20 protein-coding genes and 1 tRNA gene are annotated in these 23,094 nt (G+C 65.4%); 19 read left to right on the forward strand and 2 right to left on the reverse strand.

Annotated elements, in window-relative coordinates; translation table 11 throughout:
* Window positions 1-370: 370 nt before the first annotated feature.
* From petA to AC1DYI_RS03430, 6 genes are all read left to right on the forward strand, one after another.
* Entirely contained in the window at window positions 371-967 is a 597-nt protein-coding gene (gene petA, locus AC1DYI_RS03405) for a ubiquinol-cytochrome c reductase iron-sulfur subunit (protein WP_477202663.1), read from the forward strand.
* A gap of 32 nt (window positions 968-999) precedes the next feature.
* Window positions 1,000-2,427: a cytochrome b gene (locus tag AC1DYI_RS03410; protein ID WP_477202664.1), complete on the forward strand. Its 1,428-nt coding sequence runs from the start codon at window positions 1,000-1,002 to the stop codon at window positions 2,425-2,427.
* A gap of 24 nt (window positions 2,428-2,451) precedes the next feature.
* A complete protein-coding gene (locus tag AC1DYI_RS03415; protein WP_477202693.1) occupies window positions 2,452-3,216 on the forward strand; it encodes a cytochrome c1 in 765 nt (254 codons plus the stop codon).
* A 138-nt stretch (window positions 3,217-3,354) separates the two neighbouring features.
* On the forward strand, window positions 3,355-3,966 hold the full coding sequence (locus AC1DYI_RS03420) for a glutathione S-transferase N-terminal domain-containing protein (protein WP_341424489.1): 612 nt from the start codon (window positions 3,355-3,357) through the stop codon (window positions 3,964-3,966).
* Between the two features lie 30 nt (window positions 3,967-3,996).
* The gene (locus tag AC1DYI_RS03425; protein WP_477202665.1) at window positions 3,997-4,554 is read left to right on the forward strand and encodes a ClpXP protease specificity-enhancing factor; all 558 of its coding nucleotides are present in this window, start codon (window positions 3,997-3,999) and stop codon (window positions 4,552-4,554) included.
* Between the two features lie 90 nt (window positions 4,555-4,644).
* Window positions 4,645-4,720 (forward strand) — tRNA-Thr (locus AC1DYI_RS03430).
* A 10-nt stretch (window positions 4,721-4,730) separates the two neighbouring features.
* Here AC1DYI_RS03430 and AC1DYI_RS03435 read toward each other — a convergent pair.
* The gene (locus AC1DYI_RS03435) at window positions 4,731-5,060 is read right to left on the reverse strand and encodes a hypothetical protein (RefSeq protein WP_477202666.1); all 330 of its coding nucleotides are present in this window, start codon (window positions 5,058-5,060) and stop codon (window positions 4,731-4,733) included.
* Between the two features lie 19 nt (window positions 5,061-5,079).
* Here AC1DYI_RS03435 and AC1DYI_RS03440 point away from each other — a divergent pair, with 19 nt between their 5' ends.
* The 5 genes from AC1DYI_RS03440 (at window position 5,080) to AC1DYI_RS03460 (ending at window position 13,198) form a co-directional block, all read left to right on the forward strand.
* Window positions 5,080-6,111, forward strand: coding sequence for a M23 family metallopeptidase (locus AC1DYI_RS03440; RefSeq protein ID WP_477202667.1), 1,032 nt, complete (start codon window positions 5,080-5,082; stop codon window positions 6,109-6,111).
* 235 nt (window positions 6,112-6,346) lie between these two features.
* Complete coding sequence (secA, locus tag AC1DYI_RS03445; RefSeq protein ID WP_477202668.1) at window positions 6,347-9,082, forward strand: preprotein translocase subunit SecA; 2,736 nt, start codon at window positions 6,347-6,349, stop codon at window positions 9,080-9,082.
* Window positions 9,083-9,143: 61 nt separating this feature from the next.
* On the forward strand, window positions 9,144-9,707 hold the full coding sequence (locus tag AC1DYI_RS03450; RefSeq protein ID WP_477202669.1) for a GNAT family N-acetyltransferase: 564 nt from the start codon (window positions 9,144-9,146) through the stop codon (window positions 9,705-9,707).
* Between the two features lie 91 nt (window positions 9,708-9,798).
* Window positions 9,799-11,064 (forward strand): HlyD family secretion protein, encoded by a 1,266-nt coding sequence (locus tag AC1DYI_RS03455; protein ID WP_477202670.1) that lies wholly within the window; start codon window positions 9,799-9,801, stop codon window positions 11,062-11,064.
* Between the two features lie 13 nt (window positions 11,065-11,077).
* The gene (locus AC1DYI_RS03460; RefSeq protein WP_477202671.1) at window positions 11,078-13,198 is read left to right on the forward strand and encodes a peptidase domain-containing ABC transporter; all 2,121 of its coding nucleotides are present in this window, start codon (window positions 11,078-11,080) and stop codon (window positions 13,196-13,198) included.
* Window positions 13,199-13,288: 90 nt separating this feature from the next.
* Here the strand turns inward: AC1DYI_RS03460 and AC1DYI_RS03465 are convergent, their stop codons facing one another.
* Window positions 13,289-15,514 (reverse strand): tetratricopeptide repeat protein, encoded by a 2,226-nt coding sequence (locus AC1DYI_RS03465; RefSeq protein ID WP_477202672.1) that lies wholly within the window; start codon window positions 15,512-15,514, stop codon window positions 13,289-13,291.
* A gap of 192 nt (window positions 15,515-15,706) precedes the next feature.
* On the opposite strand from AC1DYI_RS03465, the gene AC1DYI_RS03470 reads away from it, so the two are divergent.
* The 8 genes from AC1DYI_RS03470 (at window position 15,707) to AC1DYI_RS03505 (ending at window position 23,091) form a co-directional block, all read left to right on the forward strand.
* Window positions 15,707-17,290, forward strand: coding sequence for a clostripain-related cysteine peptidase (locus AC1DYI_RS03470; protein ID WP_477202673.1), 1,584 nt, complete (start codon window positions 15,707-15,709; stop codon window positions 17,288-17,290).
* Window positions 17,291-17,488: 198 nt separating this feature from the next.
* Window positions 17,489-17,824 carry a hypothetical protein gene (locus tag AC1DYI_RS03475; RefSeq protein WP_477202674.1) on the forward strand — a complete coding sequence of 112 codons (336 nt, stop codon included), beginning with the start codon at window positions 17,489-17,491 and terminating at the stop codon, window positions 17,822-17,824.
* The gene (locus AC1DYI_RS03480) at window positions 17,821-18,021 is read left to right on the forward strand and encodes a hypothetical protein (protein WP_477202675.1); all 201 of its coding nucleotides are present in this window, start codon (window positions 17,821-17,823) and stop codon (window positions 18,019-18,021) included. The genes AC1DYI_RS03475 and AC1DYI_RS03480 overlap by 4 nt, the downstream gene beginning before the upstream one ends.
* A gap of 113 nt (window positions 18,022-18,134) precedes the next feature.
* Complete coding sequence (gene argJ / locus AC1DYI_RS03485; RefSeq protein ID WP_477202676.1) at window positions 18,135-19,364, forward strand: bifunctional glutamate N-acetyltransferase/amino-acid acetyltransferase ArgJ; 1,230 nt, start codon at window positions 18,135-18,137, stop codon at window positions 19,362-19,364.
* Between the two features lie 88 nt (window positions 19,365-19,452).
* Entirely contained in the window at window positions 19,453-20,277 is an 825-nt protein-coding gene (locus tag AC1DYI_RS03490) for an ABC transporter substrate-binding protein (RefSeq protein ID WP_477202677.1), read from the forward strand.
* Between the two features lie 134 nt (window positions 20,278-20,411).
* Window positions 20,412-21,110: an amino acid ABC transporter permease gene (locus AC1DYI_RS03495; protein WP_477202678.1), complete on the forward strand. Its 699-nt coding sequence runs from the start codon at window positions 20,412-20,414 to the stop codon at window positions 21,108-21,110.
* Between the two features lie 533 nt (window positions 21,111-21,643).
* Complete coding sequence (locus tag AC1DYI_RS03500; protein WP_329717072.1) at window positions 21,644-22,351, forward strand: amino acid ABC transporter permease; 708 nt, start codon at window positions 21,644-21,646, stop codon at window positions 22,349-22,351.
* Entirely contained in the window at window positions 22,348-23,091 is a 744-nt protein-coding gene (locus AC1DYI_RS03505) for an amino acid ABC transporter ATP-binding protein (protein ID WP_477202679.1), read from the forward strand. The genes AC1DYI_RS03500 and AC1DYI_RS03505 overlap by 4 nt, the downstream gene beginning before the upstream one ends.
* The last annotated feature ends 3 nt before the right edge of the window (window positions 23,092-23,094 follow it).

A 23,094-nucleotide genomic window follows, 5' to 3' on the forward strand; every position in this document is an offset into this window, starting at 1 on the left:
ACGCCGACCGCGAGGTCGACGACATTGCCCTTCATCGCGAATTCTCTGAACTCTGTCGCGAACCCCATGTAAGACTCCTTGTGGTTGGTTGATGCACCCTCTGGCGAGCGCCGGCAAGGGTGCCGCCCGGCGCAGTATTGCTGCTGCGCTGGCGCTGTCAATCGGCGGTGTTGCTCCGCGCTGCTTCTCGCCCCTATCRGACAGTCGGCGGCGCCCCGTGGCAGCGGGTATTGCGAGTTGCGCTGCTGTTGCTTGGCCGGACAGGCGTGTCTTGTCCGCTAAAATGCCAGATTGCCCGAGACCGGATCCCCTTTTGGCGGGGCGATTGCAGCGTCTCCCCAAAGTCTTCAGAGCTCCAAGAAGGACCCCCATGAGTGATAACGCGGTGGACCAAGGCAAGCGCACGTGGTTGATCACCACCAGCTGCGCGGGTGCCGTGGGTGGTGTGGCGGCGGCCGTGCCTTTTGTCAGCACCTTTGCCCCGTCTGAGCGCGCGAAGGCTGCAGGCGCCCCGGTCGAGGTCGACATCAGCGCGCTGAAGCCCGGCGAGAAGATGACCGTCGAGTGGCGCGGCAAGCCGGTATGGGTGGTGCGTCGCACGAAAGAACAGCTGGCGGCCTTGAAGGCCAATGAGAGCCAGCTCGCGGACCCGAATTCGGACCGCAAGGCCTACCCGATCCCCGACTACGCGAAGAACGAGACGCGCTCGATCAAGCCTGAGTACCTGGTGGTCGTGGGCATCTGCTCGCACCTGGGCTGCTCGCCGTCCGAGAAGTTCGCCACCGGCGCGCAGCCTTCGCTGCCTGACGACTGGAAGGGCGGTTTCCTGTGTCCGTGCCATGGTTCGACCTTCGACCTGGCTGGTCGCGTGTTCAAGAACAAGCCTGCCCCCGACAACCTTGAAGTGCCGGAGCACATGTACCTCTCCGACACCAGGCTGTTGATCGGCGAGAGCAAGACAGCCTGACCCGGCGCGACAAGACCCCAAGAAAGGCAACCATGGCTGAATTCAAAGTCGCGCCGGCCGACGCGCCGATCACCCAGAAGGTCACCCTCTGGTTCGAGAACCGTTTCCCGACGGCGTTCGACGAGTACAAGAAGCACATGTCGGAGTACTACGCTCCGAAGAACTTCAACTTCTGGTATTTCTTTGGCTCGCTGGCCCTGCTGGTGCTGGTGATCCAGATCGTCACCGGCATCTTCCTGGTGATGCACTACAAGCCCGACGCGGCGCTGAACGCGGCCGGCGTGCCGGTGGCATTCGCCAGCGTCGAGTACATCATGCGCGATGTGCCCTGGGGCTGGTTGATCCGCTACATGCACTCGACCGGTGCCTCGGCATTCTTCGTCGTGGTCTACCTGCACATGTTCCGTGGCCTGCTGTACGGCTCGTACCGCAAGCCGCGTGAGCTGGTCTGGATCTTCGGCTGCGCGATCTTCCTGTGCCTGATGGCCGAAGCCTTCATGGGCTACCTGCTGCCTTGGGGCCAGATGAGCTACTGGGGTGCGCAGGTGATCGTGAACCTGTTCGCCGCCGTGCCCTTCGTCGGCCCGGACCTGGCGCTGCTGATCCGCGGTGACTACGTGGTGGGCGACGCGACGCTGAACCGCTTCTTCAGCTTCCACGTGATCGCCGTGCCGCTGGTGCTGCTGGGCCTGGTCGTGGCGCACTTGCTGGCGCTGCACGACGTGGGTTCGAACAACCCCGACGGCGTCGAGATCAAGGCCAAGAAGGACCCGAAGACCGGCATCCCGCTCGATGGCATCCCCTTCCACCCGTATTACTCGGTGCACGACCTGATGGGCGTGGGTGTGTTCCTGATCATCTTCTGCGCGATCCTGTTCTTCGCGCCGGAGCTGGGCGGGTACTTCCTCGAGTACAACAACTTCGTCCCGGCCGATCCGCTGAAGACGCCGCCGCACATTGCGCCGGTCTGGTACTTCACGCCGTTCTACTCGATGCTGCGTGCGACCACCGATGACATGATCAAGGTGCTGAGCGCGGTGGTGGCGCTTGGGGCGATCGGCACGGTGCTGAAGGGCCGCATCGGTGGTGGCGCGAAGATCGCTGTGCTGATTGCTGCGGCCATTGGCATCGCGCTGCTGAACGTTTTCGACGCCAAGTTCTGGGGCGTGGTCGTGATGGGCGGTGCGGTCATCATCCTGTTCTTCCTGCCCTGGCTGGACCACAGCCCGGTCAAGTCGATCCGCTACCGCCCGAGCTGGCACAGCACGCTGTACGGCGTCTTCGTCGTGTTCTTCCTGATCCTGGCCTACCTCGGCGTTCAACCGCCGTCGCAGATCGGCACCATCGTGTCGCAGGTCGGGACTCTGTTCTACTTCGGCTTCTTCCTGCTGATGCCCTGGTGGAGCCAGCTCGGTACTTTCAAGCCAGTGCCCGAGCGTGTGACCTTCCACCCGCACTAAGAATCGGCAGGAGCTTTTCACATGATCAAGAAACTCATTGCCGGCTGGATGGCTGCCCTGTGCCTGGTCGGCGGCGCGTTCGCCAACGAGGGCGGCATGCAGTGGGACAAGTTCCCGACCGAGCGCATGACCGACCTGTCGTCGCTGCAGAACGGGGCCAAGCTGTTCGTCAACTACTGCCTGAACTGCCACGGTGCCTCGTTCGCGCGCTACAACCGCATGCGCGACCTCGGCCTGACCGACGAGCAGATCAAGGGCAACCTGATGTTCGCCGCCGACAAGGTGGGCGAAACGATGAAGGTCGCGCTAGATCCGAAGCAGGGCAAGGCCTGGTTCGGCGCTGCGCCGCCCGATCTGTCGGTGATCGCCCGCTCGCGGGCCGGCCAGGGCACCGGTGCGGACTACCTCTACACCTACCTGCGCAGCTACTACCGCGACGAAACCACGGCGACCGGCTGGAACAACCTGGCCTTCCCCAGCGTGGCGATGCCGCACGCACTGTGGGAGCTGCAGGGCCAGCAGCGCGCCGTCTTCGAAGAAGTCGCCGATGCGCACGACCACGAAAAGAAAGTCCACCACTTCAAGGGCTTTGAACAAATCACCCCCGGCAAGCTGAGCCAGGCAGAGTACAACCAGGCCGTCGCCGACCTGGTGGCGTACCTGCAGTGGATGGGCGAGCCGGCACAGGGCCAGCGCGTGCGCCTGGGCGTGTGGGTGCTGATCTTCCTGGCTGTGTTCACCTTGTTCGCCTGGCGCTTGAATGCGGCGTACTGGAAAGACGTGAAATGACCCTTGCCCGGCCGCGACCGCAGCGGCCGGGGCTGCGATTCGCGCAGTGAGCGCCACATCGGCGCCACTGCGTTTTGCCTTTTTCCTTGCCGTTCACGGCCGCTGTTCGACCTGCTTCTTTAAAGGGAGCCCACGCTCATGATGGTGCTTTACTCCGGAACCACCTGCCCTTACTCGCACCGTTGCCGCTTCGTTCTGTTCGAAAAGGGCATGGATTTCGAGATCCGCGACGTCGACCTGTTCGCCAAGCCCGAAGACATCGCGCTGATGAACCCGTACAACGAGGTGCCCATCCTCGTCGAGCGCGACCTCATCCTGTATGAGTCGCACATCATCAACGAGTACATCGACGAGCGCTTCCCGCACCCGCAGCTGATGCCCGGGGACCCGGTGGCCCGCGCCCGCGTGCGCCTGTTCCTGTTCAACTTCGAGAAGGAACTGTTCGCCAACGTGAACATCCTCGAAGGCCGTGGCATCAAGGGCACCGACAAGCAGCTCGAGAAGGCCCGTGCGCAGATCCGTGACCGGCTGACCCAGCTGGCGCCGATCTTCCTGAAGAACAAGTTCATGCTGGGCGACGACTTCTCGATGCTCGACGTGGCCATCGCTCCGCTGCTGTGGCGCCTCGACTACTACGGCATTGACCTGTCGAAGAACGCGGCGCCGCTGCTGAAGTACGCTGAGCGCATCTTCTCGCGCCCGGCCTACATCGAAGCGCTGACCCCGTCTGAAAAGGTGATGCGCAAGTAAAAGGGCTGAGCCCTGCTTCTCTCGTTCCCGATGACCGCCACGCCGCCGACCCCACCTTCCGCACCGGACAACCAGGGCACCTCGACCCGGCCATACCTCGTGCGCGCACTGCACGACTGGTGCACCGACAACGGCTTCACGCCGTACCTGGCGGTGTTCGTCGATTCGAGCGTGCAGGTGCCCAACGAGTACGTGAAGAACAACGAGATCGTGCTCAACGTGGGCTTCGAGGCCACCAGCGGCCTGAAGCTCGGCAACGACTTCATCGAGTTCAAGGCCCGCTTTGGCGGGGTGGCCCGCGAGATCCTCGTGCCGGTGGACCATGTGGTGGCCATCTATGCACGCGAGAACGGGCAGGGCATGGCGTTCCCGATGCCGTCGAATGCGCCCGAAGAGGCATCCTCCGGCCTGCCGTTGGCGCCTGACAGCGGCGGCGCGGGCGCGGACCGCCCACCACGTGGCCTGCGCCTGGCGCGCACAGAAACGACGCCCGGTCCGACCGCCGCACCGCCGGCCGCGTCTGCAGAAGATACCGATGGTGACGAGCCGCCTCCGCCGCCGCGGCCGGCGCTCAAGCGCGTGAAGTAAACGCGGCATCCTGCGCGGGTCGTTCCAGCCCCTGCGCAGCAGCACGATCAGAAGGCGCAGAAAGCGTCTAAAATCAATAGCTTAGGCCGTGCCGGCTTAGCTCAGCTGGTAGAGCACCCGCCTTGTAAGCGGAAGGTCATCCGTTCGATTCGGATAGCCGGCACCACCGATTTCCCCTAGGCCCGATCCGATTGAACCTTCACTCGGACTGAAGTAGGCTTCCAGCCCCGCACTACCAGTGCCTGCTCAATGGCTGGCAGGCACTGCCGCAGTTTGGCGGCCACGGCGCCGTTGGGCACCAGCAGGTTCCACCCCGTCTCATCCAGCACGCCCGCGCGCACATGGGCTCTGAGGCTTGGGGGCAGCACTTCCCGCACGGTGTCCATCCGCGCTTCGGCTTCCTTCAGCCGCTGAAGCAACTGACCCAGGGCCGTATTGGCGGCCAGGGCTTCGTTGATCGGCCGCGTGTGCGGGCCGCCAGCCTGGGAGGGGGGCGGGCGTGACATAAGGCCAAGGAGTTTAACGATGCAGATTCTGATCACCCATGGCGGCTTGGCGCGCACCCGCGTGCTGAGCCTGAGCCGGCTGCAGATCATTTTCGGTCTGTGCTGTCTGGTGGCGACCTTGCTGCTGCTGTCCGGCGCGGTCTACCACTTCATCTTCCTGAAAGCCGCCCGCGATGGCTGGCCGGTGGTCAGCCAACTCGTCAAGTTGGTGGTGCGTGACGAGAACGCCCAGCGCGACAAGGTGCTGCGCGACAACCTCGACGCGATGGCGCGCAAGGTCGGCGAGATGCAAGCCCGCATGGTCAATCTCGAGGCCATGGGGGAGCGGGTCACCGGCCTGGCCGGCGTGAAGCCCGACGAGCTGAAGTCGCTGCAGCGCCCCGCTTCCGCGCCCGACCGTTCCGGCTCGCGCGCGCCTGGCGGCCAGGGCGGCCCGTATGTGCCGCTCGAACACCCCAGCCTGGAGCAACTCGACAAGACGCTCGGCGTGCTGGAGCAGCTGGCCGATCAGCATGGCGACATGCTCACGCTGGCCGAATCTCGCTTGTTTGAGTCGCGGCTGAAGTCGTTGATGGTGCCCAACAGCCGGCCGGTCGACGCGCCCGTTGGTTCGGGCTTCGGCTTCCGCACCGACCCGATCACCGGCCGCGCCGCGCTGCACACCGGGCTGGACTTCTCGGCCGACCCCGGCACGCCGATCCTGGCCGCGGCCGGCGGCATGGTCACCTCGACCGACGTCCACCCGCAGTACGGCAACCTGCTGGAGATCGACCACGGCAACGGCCTGACCACGCGCTACGCCCACACCCAGCGCATCCTGGTCAAGGTCGGGGATCTGGTCAAGCGTGGCCAGCAGGTTGCGCTGGTCGGCAACACCGGCCGTTCGACCGGCCCGCATCTGCACTTCGAGGTGCTGGTCGATGGCTCGTTGCAGGACCCTGCGAAGTTCCTTACCGCTGCACCTTTGACGCCGACGGCCGCGGTGCCGCAGGCCGCGCCGACGATGGTCTCTGCAGCGGCCGCCGCGGTGTCCCCGGTGCTGCGGCACTGACGCATCACGCGCTGCACCCCGGTGCTAAACTCCCGCGCTTTCGCGCCTGTGCTCGCGCGGCCTTCGCACGGCCGGTTGTAGCGACGGCGCGACCAGAAGACGACACCCCATCCTAGGGGGCGAACCCGCGCTTGCAATGCCGGTGTCCGGCCCCAAGTCAGTCGGCGTCGCGCGGCGCACAGTGTTGCGCTTCGCCAGCCGACGCCCCACAGCCAGACATCTACCGCAGCGCCGCATGTTGCCCAAGCTCCTGACCCAGATTTTTGGCAGTCGCAACGACCGCCTGCTCAAAGGCTATCGACGCACCGTCGACCAGATCAACGAGCTGGAGGCCAGTTTCTCCAAGCTCGACGATGCGGCGCTGAAGGGCAAGACCGCCGAGTTCCGCGAGCGCCTGGCCAAGGGAGAAACGCTGGACGACCTGCTGCCCGAAGCCTTCGCCGCGGTGCGCGAGGCCGGCAAGCGCGCATTGAAGATGCGCCACTTCGACGTGCAGCTGATCGGCGGCATGGTGCTGCATGCTGGCAAGATCGCCGAAATGCGCACCGGCGAAGGCAAGACGCTGATGGCCACGTTGCCGGTGTACCTGAATGCGCTGCCCGGCAAGGGCGTGCATGTGGTGACGGTCAACGACTACCTCGCCCGGCGTGACGCCGAGTGGATGGGCCGGCTGTACAACTTCCTCGGTATGACGGTGGGCGTCAACGTGCCGGGCATGGACCGGGCCGAGAAGCAAGCGGCCTACGGCGCCGACATCACCTACGGCACCAACAACGAATACGGCTTCGACTACCTGCGCGACAACATGGTCCACGAAGTGGCCGACCGCGTGCAGCGCGTCCTGACCTACGCCATCGTCGACGAGGTGGACTCGATCCTGATCGACGAAGCACGCACGCCTCTGATCATCTCCGGCCAGGCCGAAGACCACACCGAGCTCTACAAGAGCATCAATGCTGTGGTGCCCAAGCTGACCAAGCAGATCGGCGAGCTGGATCTGCGTACCGGCGAAGGTGTCGAGGTGCCGGGCGACTTCACCGTCGACGAGAAGAGCCACCAGGTCTTCCTGACCGAAGACGGGCACGAGAACGCCGAGCGCATCCTGTCTGAAGCCGGCCTGCTGGTCGAGGGCGCCAGCCTGTACGACCCGGCCAACATCACGCTGATGCACCACGTGTACGCGGCGCTGCGGGCCAACCACCTGTACCACCGCGACCAGCACTACGTGGTGCAGAACGACGAGGTCGTGATCGTCGACGAGTTCACCGGTCGTTTGATGACCGGCCGACGCTGGTCCGACGGCCTGCACCAGGCGGTCGAAGCCAAGGAAGGCGTGCAGATCCAGAGCGAGAACCAGACGCTCGCATCGATCACCTTCCAGAACTACTTCCGCATGTACGGCAAGCTGGGCGGCATGACCGGCACGGCCGACACCGAAGCCTACGAATTCCAGGAGATCTACGGCCTGGAAACGGTGGTGATCCCACCGAACAAGCCGACCATCCGCAAGGACGAGCTCGACCTCGTCTACAAGACCTCACGCGAGAAGTACAACGCGGTGGTCGACGACATCAACGATTGCCGCGAGCGCGGCCAGCCGGTGCTGGTGGGCACGACCTCGATCGAGAACTCCGAGCTGATCTCGGGCCTGCTGAAGAAGGCCAAGGTGCCGCACGAGGTGCTCAACGCCAAGCAGCATGCACGCGAAGCGGAAATCGTGGCCCAGGCCGGGCGCCCGGGCGTGATCACCATCGCCACCAACATGGCGGGCCGCGGCACCGACATCGTGCTGGGTGGCAACGTCGAGAAGCAGACCCAGTTCATCGAGGCCGACGACGCGATCCCCGCTGACGAGAAGGCGCGCCGCATCAAGCAGCTGCAAGACGAGTGGCAAGGCCTGCACGACCAGGTCAAGGCCGCGGGCGGCCTGCGCATCGTGGCCACCGAGCGCCACGAGAGCCGCCGGATCGACAACCAGCTGCGTGGCCGTTCGGGCCGCCAGGGCGACCCGGGTGCCTCACGMTTCTACCTGTCGCTCGAAGACCCGCTGATGCGCATCTTCGCCGGCGACCGCGTCAAGGCCATCATGGAGCGGCTGAAGATGCCCGAGGGCGAGGCGATCGAGGCCGGCATCGTGTCGCGCTCGATCGAATCGGCGCAGCGCAAGGTCGAAGCCCGCAACTTCGACGTTCGCAAGCAGCTGCTCGAGTACGACGACGTCAGCAACGACCAGCGCAAGGTCATCTACCAGCAGCGCGGCGAGATCCTCGAGGCCACTTCACTGGTCGATCAGATCGCCAACCTGCGCAAGGCCACGATGACCGACGTGGTGCGCACCTTCGTGCCCGTCGAAAGCGTCGAAGAGCAGTGGGACCTGCCCGGCCTGGAAAAGACGCTGCGCGAAGAGTGGCAGCTCGACGTGGCGCTGCAGCCGATGGTGCAGGCCAGCGACTCGATCACCGACGACGACATCCTCGAGAAGGTCGTCGAGTCGGCCAATGCCACGTTCCAGGCCAAGCTGGACATGGTCGGCGCCGAGCAGTTCACGCCGTTCATGCGCATGGTGCTGCTGCAGGCCATGGACTCGCACTGGCGCGAACACCTGGCCGCGCTGGACTACCTGCGTCAGGGCATCCACCTGCGCGGTTATGCCCAGAAGAACCCCAAGCAGGAGTACAAGCGCGAAGCCTTCGAGCTGTTCTCGCAGCTTCTCGACCTGGTGAAGATGGAGGTCACCCGGGTGCTGATGACGGTGCGCATCCAGACCCAGGAACAGGTGAGCGCCGCCGCCGAGGCGATGGAGAACAAGGCCGAGCGCATCTCCAACGTGACCTACACCCACCCGAACGAAGACGGCAGCGTCAGCCAGGAAGCCGACCGCTCGTCCGAGGTGCCGCGCGTTGGTCGCAACGACCCTTGCCCTTGCGGCAGCGGCAAGAAGTACAAGGCTTGCCACGGCCAGCTCGCCTGACCCCGCCTCTGGCGCCCCCAGCCCGGCCGCCGGCGCGGCAGACCACCTCGGCGGCGTCGTGGTGAACCGCCACACGTTGGCCCGGGCGCCGCGCCGGCTGGAGAGCGCGAGGCTGCTGCTCGAGGCCCCGGCGAGGGCCCACGCAGCGGCCGTCTACGACAGCGTCAACACCAGCCTGCCGACACTCGGCTTCATCGCCTGGGCGCAAGCCCCCTGGACGCTGGAGCGGGCCATCCGCTTCTGCGAGGGCGGGCTGAAGATGGTCGACGACGGCGAATGCCTGATCTTCAACGCCTTTCGGCGCGACAACAAAGCCTTCGTCGGCCGCATCGACCTGCACAGCTTCGACTTCGAAGTGCCGCGGGCCGAGATCGGCTACGTGGGTGACGCCCGCCAGGCCGGCCAAGGCCTGATGCGCGAGGCGGTGCTCGCTGTCGTCGCGTTCGGCTTCAAGCTGGGCCTGATGCGCATCGAGGCGATCTCCGAAGTCGACAACCAACGTGCTTTGCACTTTGCCGAACACGCGCTCGGATTTCGTTGCGAGGGTCGGTTGCACCACCGCGAGCGCAATGCCCGCGGTGACCTGTGCGACCAGATGATGTTCGCGACCTTCCCATCGGGTTGATTCAGGCGTTCACGCCGCGCATGGCGCGTGGCACACTCGCCGCGACCTGATCACCTGTTGCGCGACGCCGGCCTTTCGCACCCACCCGTCCATGAGCGACCTCTTTCGAGTCGAGGCAGTGGATCATCAGCGGCAACGCTTCCATGGCACTGTGGTGCTGGCGCGGCCCTGGTCGTTTGCGGCGTTGACCACGTTGCTGGCTGTGCTGGTGCTGGCGCTGCTGCTGTTCGCCTGGAACTTTGGTTTCACGCGCAAGGAGGTGGTCAGCGGCATGGTGGTGCCAGACCGTGGACTGATCCGCGTCGTGGCACCTCTGGCGGGACGGGTCAGCGAAGTGCGCGTCACAGCCGGCGATTCGGTCAAGGCTGGCGACGTGATGTTCGTGATCCGTCGCGACCATGCCACCGCGGCGGGTGTGGACCAGGGCAGCATCAGCGGTGCGCTGGCCAGCCGCCTACGCCGTCTCGAAAGCGAAGTGGCTCAGCAAGGGCGACTCGCCCAGATGCGCGCGCAAGAGGCTGGTGCGCGGGCACGCGGCCTGGCGGCCAGCATCGAGCAGCTGACACGCGAGCGCAGCCTGCAAGCGCAACGCGTGCAGGTGCTGCGTGACATTGCCCAGCGTCACGCCGAGTTGGCCCGTGAGGGCATGATGACGCAGCTGGCCGCCCAGACCAAGGCAGCCGAGGCGCTGGAAGAAGAGGCCAAGCTGGCCAGCATCGACCGCATCCGGCTCGACACACAGCGTGAGCTCGCTACCGTGCATGCACAAGCGTCGCAGATTCCGCTGCAGACGCAGCGCGAGCAGTCTGAATCGCAACGCGACATGGACGAGGTTCAACAACTGCTGGACGAGAGCGAGCTGCAGCGCGAGGTGAGCGTCCGTGCCTCGCGCGATGGCGCGGTGGCTGCGGTGCTGGTCGATGCGGGCCAGGCGGTGAAGGAGGCGGGAGAGCTGGCCAACCTGATGCCGCTAGGCGCGACGCTGGAAGCCGAGCTGTACCTGCCGTCACGTGCGGTGGGTAACCTGCGCGAAGGCCAGGCGGTGCAGTTGCGCTTCGAGGCCTACCCGTTCGAGAAATACGGTCTGTTCCCAGGCCGCTTGCGCAGCGTGTCGCTGAGCCCGGTAGCGAGCACCGAACTGGCCGCTGGTCTGGCGCCGCCGCCCGAGGCAGCAGGCCCTGCACGCTCGCTGTACCGCGCTCGCGTTTCGGTGGACCTGGCCGCGTTGCGCAGCCGCACCGGCAGTGCCGTGCCCTTGAAGCCCGGCATGCTGCTCAACGCCAGCGTGGCACTGGAACACCGCAGCCTAGTCGAGTGGGCCCTGGCCCCGCTGCTGGGTGTGAGCAAGACGCTCTAGTCATTAGCACCGCATGTTCGAAACCTTCTTTGCAGGCTGGCGCCACCGGCTGCCGGTGTTCATCCAGACCGAAGCCACCGAGTGCGGGCTGTGCAGCCTGGCGATGGTCGCCAACTACCACGGCTACCGCACTGACCTGGCCAACCTGCGGCTGCGCTTTTCGATCTCGCGCAAAGGGGCCACGCTCGAGGCCTTGATGCGCATTGCCGAGGCGCTGCGCCTGCAGACCCGTGCGTTGCGGCTGGAGATGCRGCACCTGCCCCAGCTGCAGCTGCCTTGCGTGCTGCACTGGGACATGAACCACTTCGTGGTGCTGAAGTCGGTCGAGGCGCGCCATGCGGTGATCCACGACCCGGCGGTCGGCGAGCGGCGCTTGAGCCTGGCCGAGTTCGGCAAGCACTTCACCGGTGTGGCGCTCGAGGTGTCTCCGAGCCCCGAGTTCGTTGGCCAGGCGCCGACGCCCAAGCTGTCGCTACGGGGCCTGATGGGGCGGGTGACGGGCCTGCGGCGTGGGCTGGCGCAGATCGCCTTGCTGGCGGTGCTGCTAGAGCTGATTTCGATGGCGCTGCCGTTCTACCTGCAGTGGGTGGTCGACCACGTCCTGGTCACCGCGGACGCCGACATGTTGATGGTGCTGGCGGCCGGCTTCGGCCTGCTGGTCATCGTGCACGCCGTCATCTCGGCCACACGGGGCTGGTTCGTCGTCGTGCTCAGCACGAGCCTGAATTTCCAGTGGCTGGGCAATGTGTTCGCCCACCTGGTGCGCCTGCCGCTGGACTTCTTCGAGAAGCGCCACATCGGCCACATCCTGGCCAGCTTCGGCTCGGTGGTCATGATCCAGCGCACGTTGACCACGCAGTTCGCGCAGACAGTGGTCGATGGCCTGATGACCCTCGGCACGCTGGCGATGATGCTGTTCTACAGCCCCAGCCTGACGCTGGTGTCGGTGGTGGCGATGCTGGTCTACGCGCTGTTGCGCTGGAGTGTGTTCCGCGCGTTGCGCGAGGCCAGCGCCGAGCAGATCATCCACGCTGCCCGCCAGCAGACTCACATGATCGAGACGGCCAGCGGCATCCAGAGCGTGCGCCTGTTCGGCAAGGGCGATGTGCGCCGCGCCGGCTGGCTCAACATGCTGGCCGACCAGTTCAACGCCGAGCTGCGCATCCAGCGTCTCACGTTGAGCCAGGACACCGCGCGCGGCCTGCTCAGCGGGTTGGAGCGGGTGATCGTCGTCTGGCTGGCCGCGCGGCTGGTGCTGTCGCACGAGTTCACGGCCGGCATGTTGTTCGCCTTCATGGCCTACCAGCTGCAGTTCTCGACCCGCGTCTCGGCACTGGTCGACAAGCTGGCCGAGCTGTCGATGCTGCGGCTGCACGGCGAGCGCGTGGCCGACATCGTGCTGCAGGAAACCGAGCGCGATGCGCAGAACCTGCCTGCCGAGGTGGACCTGTCCAAGCTGCCAATGTCGGTCGAGCTGCGCAACGTGAGCTTTCGCTACTCGCCCACCGAACCCTTCGTGCTGCACGGCGTGGACTTGCACATCGAGCCAGGCGAATGCGTGGCCATCACCGGCCCTTCAGGCTGCGGCAAGACGACGCTGGTCAAGGTCATGCTCGGGCTGCTGCAGCCTACTGAGGGCGAGATCATCGTCGGCGGCATGCGGCTGGGTCAGCTGGGCCTGGCGAACTACCGCCGGCTGATCGGCACGGTGATGCAGGAAGACCGGTTGTTCTCGGGCTCGATCGCCGACAACATCTGCTTCTTCGACCCCGACCCGCAGTGGGAGCGCATCGTCGAGAGTGCGCGCCAGGCCGGTGTCGAGCGCGAAGTCACCGAGATGCCGATGGGTTTTCACACGCTGACCGGAGAGTCCGGCATCGGCCTGTCCGGCGGGCAGAAGCAGCGCATCCTGCTGGCCCGCGCGCTGTACCACCAGCCCCGCATGCTCGTGCTCGACGAGGCGACCAGCCACCTCGACCTGGGCAACGAACGCTCGGTCAACGCGACCGTGCAAGCCCTCGCGCTGACCCGCGTCATCGTCGCCCACCGGCCCGAGACCATCGCGATGGCTGAGCGGGTGGTGGTGCTGGAGGCCGGGCGGCTGCGCCCGGCGGGTGAGGCGCCAGCAAGCTGAGTGCTTGATGGCGCTGCGAGGGTCCGCCCAGAGGCGAGACCAGCTGATTGATCATTAATCAAGCCGCGAACACATGCTGACCATGCGACGCTAGTGCGAAGCGTCCGGCAACAGGTAGCGTGTGCTGGGCCCCTTGCCGGTTTGCACCAGCAGGCCCCGCTCCGCCAGCAGGCCCAAGTGCTTGGAGGCCGTGGCCAAGCTGACGCCGCAGACCTCGGCGTATCCACTCTTGTTAATGGCACCAGCGCTGATCAGACGGTTCAATGCGGCACTGCGTTGTTCGGGCTGCAACAGCTCGCTCGCTTGCTGTTGCCAGCGCGCAGCCCATTGCTGTTCGCGGGTCAGGTCTCGCTCGAAGGTTTGGCGCAGCGCCGTCAGTTCGGAATCGAAATCTTCCGTCAAGCCGTGACGGGAGGCTATTGCCAACGCCGCCTCGCGCTCTTTCGTCGCGATGGCCAGATACGCGCGGGCGATGGCGAGATGTGTGCGTACCTGCTGCGATGGCGGTTGGGGCGCGGCCAGGCTGAGCCGCAGCCGTTCAACCTCCGCCATCTCGGCGAAGTGCGCCGCGTGCTCAGACGGGAGCAATCGATCAGGGCCTTCGCCCGTTCCCAGGACTTCCTTCTTGAGGGCCCTGGCGGCGTCGGCTTGGGCGTGGGCGTTGTCTTCTGCACTCAGCCGTGCTGCCGCTGCCGCGAAGGAGTCGCCCAACGCCTCGTCACGGGTGTCACCATGCAATTTGAACCGCTCGTAGTAGGCCTCCGCAAGGTTGTATTGCGCAATGACGAGTTGGGCTTTCAGGCCGGCCTGCTGTGCCAGTTGTCGGGAACGCTCGTAGTGATCTATTGCCTCGGTCAGCTGGCCCAAACTGAAGTAGGTGACACCCAGATTGCAAAGCACGCCGGCCAGCACTTCGGGTTCGATGGTCTGGGTGGCCGCGGCCTCCACGACCCGCTTGCCATACTCGAGCGACAACGCGTATTCCTTGGCGTCGCCATAGATCAGACTGAGGTTGTTGTAGGTGCTCAGTACCGAACGCTGATCGCCCATTCGCTGGAAGATGATCAAGGCTTTGTGCTTGTGTTCGAGTGCCCTTCGCGGATTGCCGACGCAACGCCAGTATTCACCCCAGGTCTGTTCCGCCGCTCCGACGGTTTCATCCAGAAGTGGAGCTTGCCGAGCAATGAGCGGGATCTGCTCCAGCAAGGTCTTGGCCTTGGGGTTGTTTCGGCGCAGATTCAGCCAGGCGAGGTGGACCAGGCAACGCGCGTATTCGTTGCCGGCTCTTGCCGAGGCATTGCCGAGTGGGGTTTCCAACGCCCTTCTGAGCGACGCCGCGCCCTCTTCGTAGCACGCCATGGCGCGGTCTCGATCGCGACCTTCCAGAAAGCGGGCGATTGCAGCGTGGGCGATTCCGACATAGAGAGGGTCCCCAATCAGCTCGGCTCGTCGAAGTGCCTGATCCAGCGCTTCTCCCTCGCGGTCGATGGCATGCCGAAGGTGCCACAGTTGGGCCCAACACAGCGAGAGCTCGACCTGCTGGATGGGCGTCAGTTGGTCCGCTGCTGTCAGCATGGCCAGCATGGCATCCGTTTCCTGGGTGCCGGCGGCCTCGGTGCTGAAGCGTCTCAACGCTGTGAGGAGAGCCTCCATCTCCCCGACTTGCCAGAGATGCCATAGGCCGTCACTCACGGCTCCGGACAGCAATGCCGATTCAGCTTGGTGGGCGTGCCAAGTGCTCCAGTCGCGGCCCGTCGTCGTCTCATGGCGAACCCATGCCTCGGTGGCTTGCCTGAGGCTCAACAGTTGCTCGCCCGTTGGAGGCACAGCGAAGAGGTCGCACACCTGGCGCTTGGCCTTGTCGAGGTACCTGTAGACGGTGCTCGGACCGACGGCCCAAAGCCCGCACAGGTTTTCGATGGCCGCTTCCTGAGCGCTTCTGCGGTAGCGGGCCGGAAACGCCGGGATCGGCAACAACCCATGGTGAGTGGCCAACGCGAGCATCGGTCGCCAACTTGTGCTGTGCAGCCATGCGTTGTCGTCGATGGAGTCCAGCCCGAGTCTTCTATCGGGCCGCAGGCTGGTGATTCCCCAGGTCAAGAGTACGCCGCTGGCGGTCGGAATTCTTCTTGCCGCGGGCACGGCATCGCCCAGCGATCCGACGACGGCTGTGAACCAGGGTGACGACAGGGCTTGGCGAAGCCGCCGGTGTCGAGGGCTCAGCTCCACCATGGCGCCGCGCCGCATCGCATTGAGACCGGCGGTCAGCAGCGCGTCGACAGCTCGGCGGGAAACCAGGGTGCGGGGCGTTGGCATGGGAAACGTCAACTTAGGGGGTGTCGCATCGCAGCGTTCTGCGATCGTCTGAGCATCGTCTAGCGTAGCAGCGGTGCATCGGGGCAATCCTGCGTAGGGATGGAAGAGGCCGGCGCGTAAGGTGTCGCTACTTCGGCGCATGCCAGCGCTGCTACCCCTGTTTGCCTCAATCAACACAACTGGAGGACGCCCGTGCAACTCCCCATTCTTTCAAGAACTCTGGAAAAAACCGAGAGCGTCGTGCTCGCCGTCTATGCGCCCTTTGGCAGCGATGAGGTATTGAGCTCGTTCCCGGACGGTGCGACCGCCGCGGTGCAGGCGCACCCATTGGTATCTGCGCTCAAGGGCGTGGCGGCCGCGGGTACCCATGTACTGGCACTGATCGATCGAGTCGAGGACAACACTTGGCTGCTTGAAATCCCGGCAGGCCAGCCGGAAGCCGCCAAGATCGATTCGCGCTGGAAACAGGACATGAGCTCCGAGCGCACGCTGGCTGGGCTGATGGCCATGGCTCAACAGCGTTTCCCCAGATCGAGCCTGGTGTTGTCTATCGAGGGTCATGGTGCAGGCTATCTGCCTGATCTGGACCGCAGGCAACTCACTTGGCACAACGTGACCGAAGGCGGCAAGTTCGAGTGGCACTTTTCGGCCAGCGATTGTGCGCCCGTGCATTCGGACGGCAGTCCGGTGCTGCCAATGGGCTCGCCCACGCTGCYGATGGGAAGCCCGACGCTGCCCGTCAACCGCGCCTACATGTCCACCCGCCAACTCGGCGAGGCGCTGCGCATGGCGCGTGACCTGGGCGCGGCGCGCCCGGCGGTGATCCATTTCAACAACTGCTTCAACATGTCGGTCGAGGTGCTCCACACAGTGGCGCCCTACGCCGACTACGCCACCGGCTACTGCAACTACAACTTCTTCACCTCGGGCGAGTCGTATCCAGCGGTCTTCCAGCGGCTGCAGGCCGCTGGCAGCGCCACCGCCGAGCAACTGGCCACCTGGTTTGCCGAAGAAAACCACAAGGCGCTGCTGGCCAAGCCGCGGCACCCCACGGTGGCCGGCGTGGTGGCCTTGTCGCGCATGGCCGGTATTGCCGACGGGGTGGACCGCCTGTCCGACGCGCTGCTGAAGGCGTTGCAAGGCGCCACGCCGGCGGACCGCCCCATGGTGCTGGCGATGATCCGCCAGGCCATCCTGGACGCGCAGCAGTACGACTCCCAGCCGGGCTGGGACCTGGAGGCGCCCGATCAACTGACCGACTTGTGCAGCCTGGCGGCCATGCTGCAAAAGCTGGCGGTCGGTTTCCCGGCCGTCCAGAACGAAGCCGGCACGCTGGTCAAGCTGCTGAGCGGCATCAAGGCCTACGGCGACAACGACGTCCCCTGGCTGGACGAGACCGACAAGATCCGCTGGGATTTCCGGGCCGACACCTTGGCGATGAACATCTTCCTGCCCGATCCGCTGCGCGACGGGGTGTGGGATTGGCGCTCCAGCTACTACGTCGAGGTCAACCCCGACACGCCGGTGCAACGGGGAGTGATCGACTTCCTGACCAGCACGAACTGGGTCGACTTCTTGAAGGAATACCACCTCGACGTGCCGTTCAGGTCGTTCCATGTCGGCTCGATCCCGCCRTTGCCCGGCTTCAACCGCAAGGCCGAACCGGTGCCGGATGACCGCGGCGACCACTGCGGCACCCCACGCCGACCCTGGCCATTCGGCCCCATCGCCCGCCGCCTGCTGGCCCTGATCGCCCGCCACGGGGATCGAACCTAGGGGGGTGAAGACTCGGCATGTCCGGATGAATCGTCTGCGTTTCGTCTGACACACCAAGCCGATCGATCTGTGGCGTGCGTCGAAACGGGAAGCGTGACGCGGTGCAATGCACTCCATGCCGGAAGCGACAGAGGCCGGCAAGCCAAGCCTGGTGCCGGCATCGGCACCCCGAACAGCACAGGACAGGAAGGATTCCTCATGAATACGCTCGAAGACATGCTGCTTGCCGAACAAGCCCGTTGCCGCCAGCTGGCGCGCGAATACGCCGAGCTCGGCACCGCCTCCGCCTTTGCCCGCGCTTTGCTTGAAGACTGCCTGCGAGGCGCCGACGAGGCGGTGCAGAACCGCCACCTGATCGCGATGCAACGTGCGCTGGAGCGGCTGCTGCGCTTTCAGACGCTGAACCACCTGGCGATCCAGATCTCGCATGGTGCCCAACCGGCGCCGGCGCGCCGCGCCACGCCCCCGGTCCAGCACCGGCCGATGCTGCACATGCAGCAAGAGCAGTTCTTCACCTGGACGAGGGCGGCATGAATGCCTCGTTCGCTGCCGCCGAAATGGCGGTCTGGGTGCCTGACGACTTGCCCAGCCTGGAGGCTGTAGCCAGCCAGCCGGAAAAAGCCCTGGCCACGCTGGACCGGCAGGGCCTGCACATGAGTGGCACGGTGCTTGCCGTCGCGTTGCTGTCGTCGTTGGCCGCGACCGTGCTGTCCGTTTTCGGAACCATTTGATCGACGCTGTCAGTGGAGGATTGACCGGGGCGGCCAAGCGATTGCTTGGCCGCCCCGAGTTCATTGGGGCTCCCTACAATCCGCAGCCTCTCCTCTTGGATCGAGCCACTGCCATGCCCGTCAACCTGACCGCCCCCGACCCCGCGCAACTGGCCCCCGTGGCCGGTGTGAGCCTTGGCATCGCTGAAGCGGGCATCCGCAAGGCCAACCGCAAGGACCTGGTGGTGGTCAGCCTGGCCGAAGGCTCGGCGGTCGCCGGGGTCTTCACGCTGAACCGTTTTTGTGCCGCGCCAGTTCAGATCTGCCAAGAGCACCTGGCGGCTGGCACGGGCATCCGCGCGATCCTCGTCAACACTGGCAATGCCAACGCCGGCACCGGGGCCGACGGCCTGGCGCGGGCGCGCCGCAGTTGCGCTGCCCTGGCCATGCAGCTGGGCGTCAAGCCCGAACAGGTGCTGCCGTTTTCGACCGGCGTGATCATGGAGACGCTGCCGGTCGAGCGCATCGAAGCGGGTCTGCCGGCCGCGTTGGCCGACCGTTCGCCTGGGAACTGGGCCCGCGCCGCGCAGGGCATCATGACCACCGACACGCTGCCCAAGGCCGCGTCGCGCACGCTGACCATCGGCGGCCGCGAGGTGCACGTGACCGGCATCTCCAAGGGCGCCGGCATGATCAAGCCGAACATGGCGACGATGCTGGGCTTCGTTGCCACCGACGCGGCGATCGACCCAGCGCTGCTGCAGCCGCTGGTGAAGGCCGCTGCCGACGCATCGTTCAACCGCATCACGATCGATGGCGATACGTCGACCAACGATTCGTTCGTGCTGATCGCGACCGGCCAAGCCGGCCACGCCCGCATCAACTCCCTGAACAGCGACGAGGGCCAGGCGCTGCAAGCTGCGGTGCTCGACGTGTCGCGCCAGCTGGCCCAGGCCATCGTGCGCGACGGCGAGGGCGCGACCAAGTTCATCAGCGTGCAGATCGATGGCGGCCGCGATGAAGCCGAATGCAGGCAGGTCGCGTATGCCATCGCCCATTCGCCGCTGGTCAAGACCGCTTTCTTCGCCAGCGACCCGAACCTCGGCCGCATCCTGGCCGCGGTGGGTTATGCCGGCATCGGCGACCTCGACCAGAGCCTGATCGACCTCTTCCTCGACGACGTGCACGTGGCCCGCCAGGGCGGCCGGCACCCGGCCTATCGCGAGGAAGACGGCCAGCGGGTGATGAAGCAATCTGAAATCACCGTGCGGGTCGACCTGCACCGCGGCGAGGCCAGCTCGACGGTGTGGACCTGCGACCTCTCGCACGACTACGTCAGCATCAACGCCGACTACCGGTCTTGATGGGCCCGCGTGGCACTACGCAACCACGCATAAGCACATTCGGTGCACTGCCGCTACAGTCGGCTCTCTTCACGCTAGGAGAGAGCCCATGACCCGTCGTTTTCGTCTGCTCACGCTCGGCCTGTTGGCTGCATTTGCCCCTCTCGTTCACGCCGACCAGGTGGCCGATATCAAGGCCAAGGGTGAGTTGGTCTGTGGCGTGCTCGGCACCGACGACCCGTTCAGCTTCGTCGACCCGAAATCGCGCGAGATCGTCGGCTACGACGTTGACCTGTGCAACGCAGTGGCCAAGAAGCTGGGCGTCAAGACCAGCCTGAAGCAACTCGCCGTGGCCGCCCGTGTGCCCGAGCTGCAGCAAGGTCGCGTCGACATCCTTGCTGCGTCCCTCACGCACAACAAAGAGCGCGAGGCTCTGATCGACTTCTCGTTGTCGACTTTCATCACTGGCCAGAAGGTCATGACGAAGAAGACCAGCGGCATCCAGCAGCCGGCCCAGCTCACTGGCCAGAAGGTGCTGACGGTCAAGGGCTCGACGATGGAACAGAACATCAAGAAGCTCGTGCCCGGCGCCGAAATCGTCTCGTTCGACAACAGCCCGCAGGCCTTCCTGGCTCTGCAGCAGGGCAAGGGTGTCGCCTATGTCAACGACGAAACTTCGTTGATCGACGACTTCAGCAAGCTGGGCCCGGCGCAGAAGGACTACGTGATCCTGCCGACCAGCATCAGCACCGAGCACCTGGCGCTGGGCCTGAAGAAGGGCGAGGCCGGCATGAAGACGCTGGTCGACGGCGTGCTGCGCGACATGGAAAAGTCCGGCGACGCGGAAAAGCTGTTCCTGAAGTGGCTCGGGCCGGAAACGAAGATGAAGTTCCCGGCGCGGCCGTTCAAGTTCGAGACCGACAAGATCGAGTGACGTGCACCAGGCTCCCTTGCATTTGACGGTGGCGCGGAACGCCGCCGCGATTCAAGTCGTTTGCGCGGATCCGGCTTTGCCGGTCCGCTGCAAAAGCCCCCTCGGGGGGCAGCGACCGGGAGGGAGCGTGGGGGTTGTCTGACTTCGATCTGCACCTGCTGACTGCAGGGCCCTATCACGAGCAGTTGGTCGCCGGTTTTTGGCTGTCGATCAAGCTCGCCGTCGGCACGCTGGTGCTGGCGATGCCGCTGGCATTGCTGGTGGCGCTGCTGCGCATGACACCGTCGCGGTTGCTCAACGGCATCGGCTTCACTTTTGTCGAAGCGATCCGCAACGTGCCGCTGTTGGCGCACATCCTGTTCTGGTATTTCGGAGCGCCTGAGTTGTTGCCCGAGGGGCTCAAGCTGTGGCTATACCGCGGCAACATCGAGGTCGCCGCCGCGGTGATCGCGCTGACGCTGTACACCGCGGCCTACATGTCAGAAGACATTCGCAGCGGTGTGCGCAGCGTGCCGAAAGAGCAGCTGGAAGCGGCGCGAGCGCTCGGCTTCAACTTCCTCACCAGCATGCGCCTGGTCGTGTTGCCACAGGCACTGCGCATCACCGTGCCACCGCTGATCTCGCAAGGCTTGAGCCTGTGGAAGAACACCAGCATGGCGATGGTGGTGGGCGTGGCCGAAATGCTCTACCAAGCTCAGCAGGTCGAGAGCGCCACCTTCCGTAGCTTCGAGGCTTTTGCCTTCGCGACCGCGGGCTACCTTGGCGTGTCGCTGGTGATCACCGGCATCGCGGTGCTGTACGAACACCGTGTTCGTGGTGCGGCGGGGCATTGAGATGAAGCCTCAACGCATCTTGATGCTCGGTGATCTACGCGGGGTGATGAATCGTTGCGTGTTGCTTGCCAAGGTTGCGCGAGGCCGCCGGCTTGGGGCACGTTTTCCGGCCTGGCTCGCGGGGAGCCGGGGTGCGCTTGCCGAGGTGTCTCGGTCGACACCGTGTTCTCGTGCACCGGTGGGGGCGACCGCGAATGAAGGCCTGCAAACGCACCCCAAGCCACCGGCCAGGGCACCACGGATAGTAGGCAACGGCGTGCCATGCCGCGGACGGTGCCTGCAGGGTGGCGGTGGTGWCYCCGGGCGCCGGMCCTCATTCGCGGTCGCCCCAACGAATCCCWGSCACCACGGTGTTGATGGAGATGTGCAACATCGGCTGCCGACAGTGGCCCGCGAGCGGCCGGCGAACGGGGGCACCGCCGCCACCCTGCCGCCACAACCGATGCGGGCCCGGTCATCAACGGACTCGGTGACAGGCGTCCCCACGCGCCAACTGAAGACAGGCTGTCCCATGGCGCGGCGGAGCCACTGAAATGCTCGAGTTGATCCAGGACTATTGGGTCTACTTCCTGATCGGGCAGTATCCGAACGGCCCGTTGGGCGGTCTCGCGTTGACGCTGCTACTCGCATCGCTCGGGCTGCTGCTGGCGTTCCCGATCGGCCTCGCGATGGCATTGGCTCGCGTCAGCCCCTGGCGTGCGCTGCGCTGGCCGGCGATGGCGGTGATCTACGTCGTGCGCGGCACACCGCTGCTGATGGTGGTGTTCTGGGCCTACTTCCTGATCCCGAGCCTCACGGGGGTCAAGACCAGCCAGTTCACGACCATGCTCGCGGCGCTGGTCGTGTTCGATGGTGCCTACCTCGCCGAGATCATGCGTGCCGGTATCCAGGGCTTGCCGAAAGGGCAGATGGAGAGCGCGCGCTCCTGCGGCTTGAGCTGGTTGCAGGCCATGCGCTTCGTGGTCTTGCCGCAGGCGCTGCGCCACATGCTGCCGTCGCTGATCAACCAGTTCGTCTCGACGATCAAGGAGACCTCGCTTGGCTACGTCGTCAGCCTGTCCGAGGTGTCTTTCATCGCGTCGCAGATCAGTGCCCAGGTGTTGACCCGGCCGGCCGAGATCTATGGCCTGCTCGCGTTGACCTATTTCATTCTCTGCTTCGGGCTGTCGCGCTGGGCCTTCTGGCTCGAGCGCCGTTTGGCCCGGCGCGACCCGACCGTTCCCGCTGTGACACCGCCATGATCAAGCTCGAAGCCGTCAACAAATGGTTCGGCGACTACCAAGCACTGGTCGACATCAATGAATCAGTCGCCAAGGGCGAGGTGGTCGTGGTCTGCGGGCCGTCGGGGTCCGGCAAGTCGACGTTGATCCGCACGTTGAACCGCCTGGAGCCGATCCAGTCCGGCCGCATCACGATCGATGGGCAAGACATCCATGCGCCGGGGCTCGACATCAACGAATTCCGCTCGCACATCGGCTTCGTCTTCCAGCAGTTCAACCTGTTTCCGCACCTGAGTGCGCTGGGCAACTGCACGCTGGCGCCGATCCAGATCCGCAAGCTGAAGCCGGCCGAGGCGCRCGAGCGTGCGATGGCGCTGCTGGACCGCGTGGGCCTGGCGCACAAGGCGAATGCGATGCCGTCAGAGCTGTCGGGTGGTCAACAGCAGCGCGTGGCGATTGCACGCGCGCTGGCGATGCAGCCGCCGCTGATGCTGTTCGACGAGCCGACCAGCGCGCTCGACCCCGAGATGGTCGGCGAGGTGCTGCTGGTGATGCGCGACCTGGCGCGAGATGGCATGACCATGGTCTGCGTGACCCACGAGATGGGCTTTGCACGCGAGGTGGCCGACCATGTGCTGTTCATGGACGCCGGCAAGGTGCTTGAACGAGCGACCCCCGACGACTTCTTCAACCGGCCGCAGCACCCGCGGGCCCAGCAGTTTCTCGCCGACATCCGCTCGCCGTTCGACGCGCAGCGCTGATCG

The sequence above is a fragment of the Ideonella sp. P3_A4 genome, from assembly GCF_056403075.1.

Bases quoted from the DNA above. Each gene is read 5' to 3' on its own strand.
- petA (WP_477202663.1), top strand. From the start codon at position 371: ATGAGTGATAACGCGGTGGACCAAGGCAAGCGCACGTGGTTGATCACC.
- AC1DYI_RS03410 (WP_477202664.1), top strand. From the start codon at position 1,000: ATGGCTGAATTCAAAGTCGCGCCGGCCGACGCGCCGATCACCCAGAAG.
- AC1DYI_RS03420 (WP_341424489.1), top strand. From the start codon at position 3,355: ATGATGGTGCTTTACTCCGGAACCACCTGCCCTTACTCGCACCGTTGC.
- AC1DYI_RS03425 (WP_477202665.1), top strand. From the start codon at position 3,997: ATGACCGCCACGCCGCCGACCCCACCTTCCGCACCGGACAACCAGGGC.
- AC1DYI_RS03435 (WP_477202666.1), bottom strand. From the start codon at position 5,060: ATGTCACGCCCGCCCCCCTCCCAGGCTGGCGGCCCGCACACGCGGCCG.
- AC1DYI_RS03440 (WP_477202667.1), top strand. From the start codon at position 5,080: ATGCAGATTCTGATCACCCATGGCGGCTTGGCGCGCACCCGCGTGCTG.
- AC1DYI_RS03455 (WP_477202670.1), top strand. From the start codon at position 9,799: ATGAGCGACCTCTTTCGAGTCGAGGCAGTGGATCATCAGCGGCAACGC.
- AC1DYI_RS03465 (WP_477202672.1), bottom strand. From the start codon at position 15,514: ATGCCAACGCCCCGCACCCTGGTTTCCCGCCGAGCTGTCGACGCGCTG.
- AC1DYI_RS03475 (WP_477202674.1), top strand. From the start codon at position 17,489: ATGAATACGCTCGAAGACATGCTGCTTGCCGAACAAGCCCGTTGCCGC.
- AC1DYI_RS03480 (WP_477202675.1), top strand. From the start codon at position 17,821: ATGAATGCCTCGTTCGCTGCCGCCGAAATGGCGGTCTGGGTGCCTGAC.
- argJ (WP_477202676.1), top strand. From the start codon at position 18,135: ATGCCCGTCAACCTGACCGCCCCCGACCCCGCGCAACTGGCCCCCGTG.
- AC1DYI_RS03490 (WP_477202677.1), top strand. From the start codon at position 19,453: ATGACCCGTCGTTTTCGTCTGCTCACGCTCGGCCTGTTGGCTGCATTT.
- AC1DYI_RS03500 (WP_329717072.1), top strand. From the start codon at position 21,644: ATGCTCGAGTTGATCCAGGACTATTGGGTCTACTTCCTGATCGGGCAG.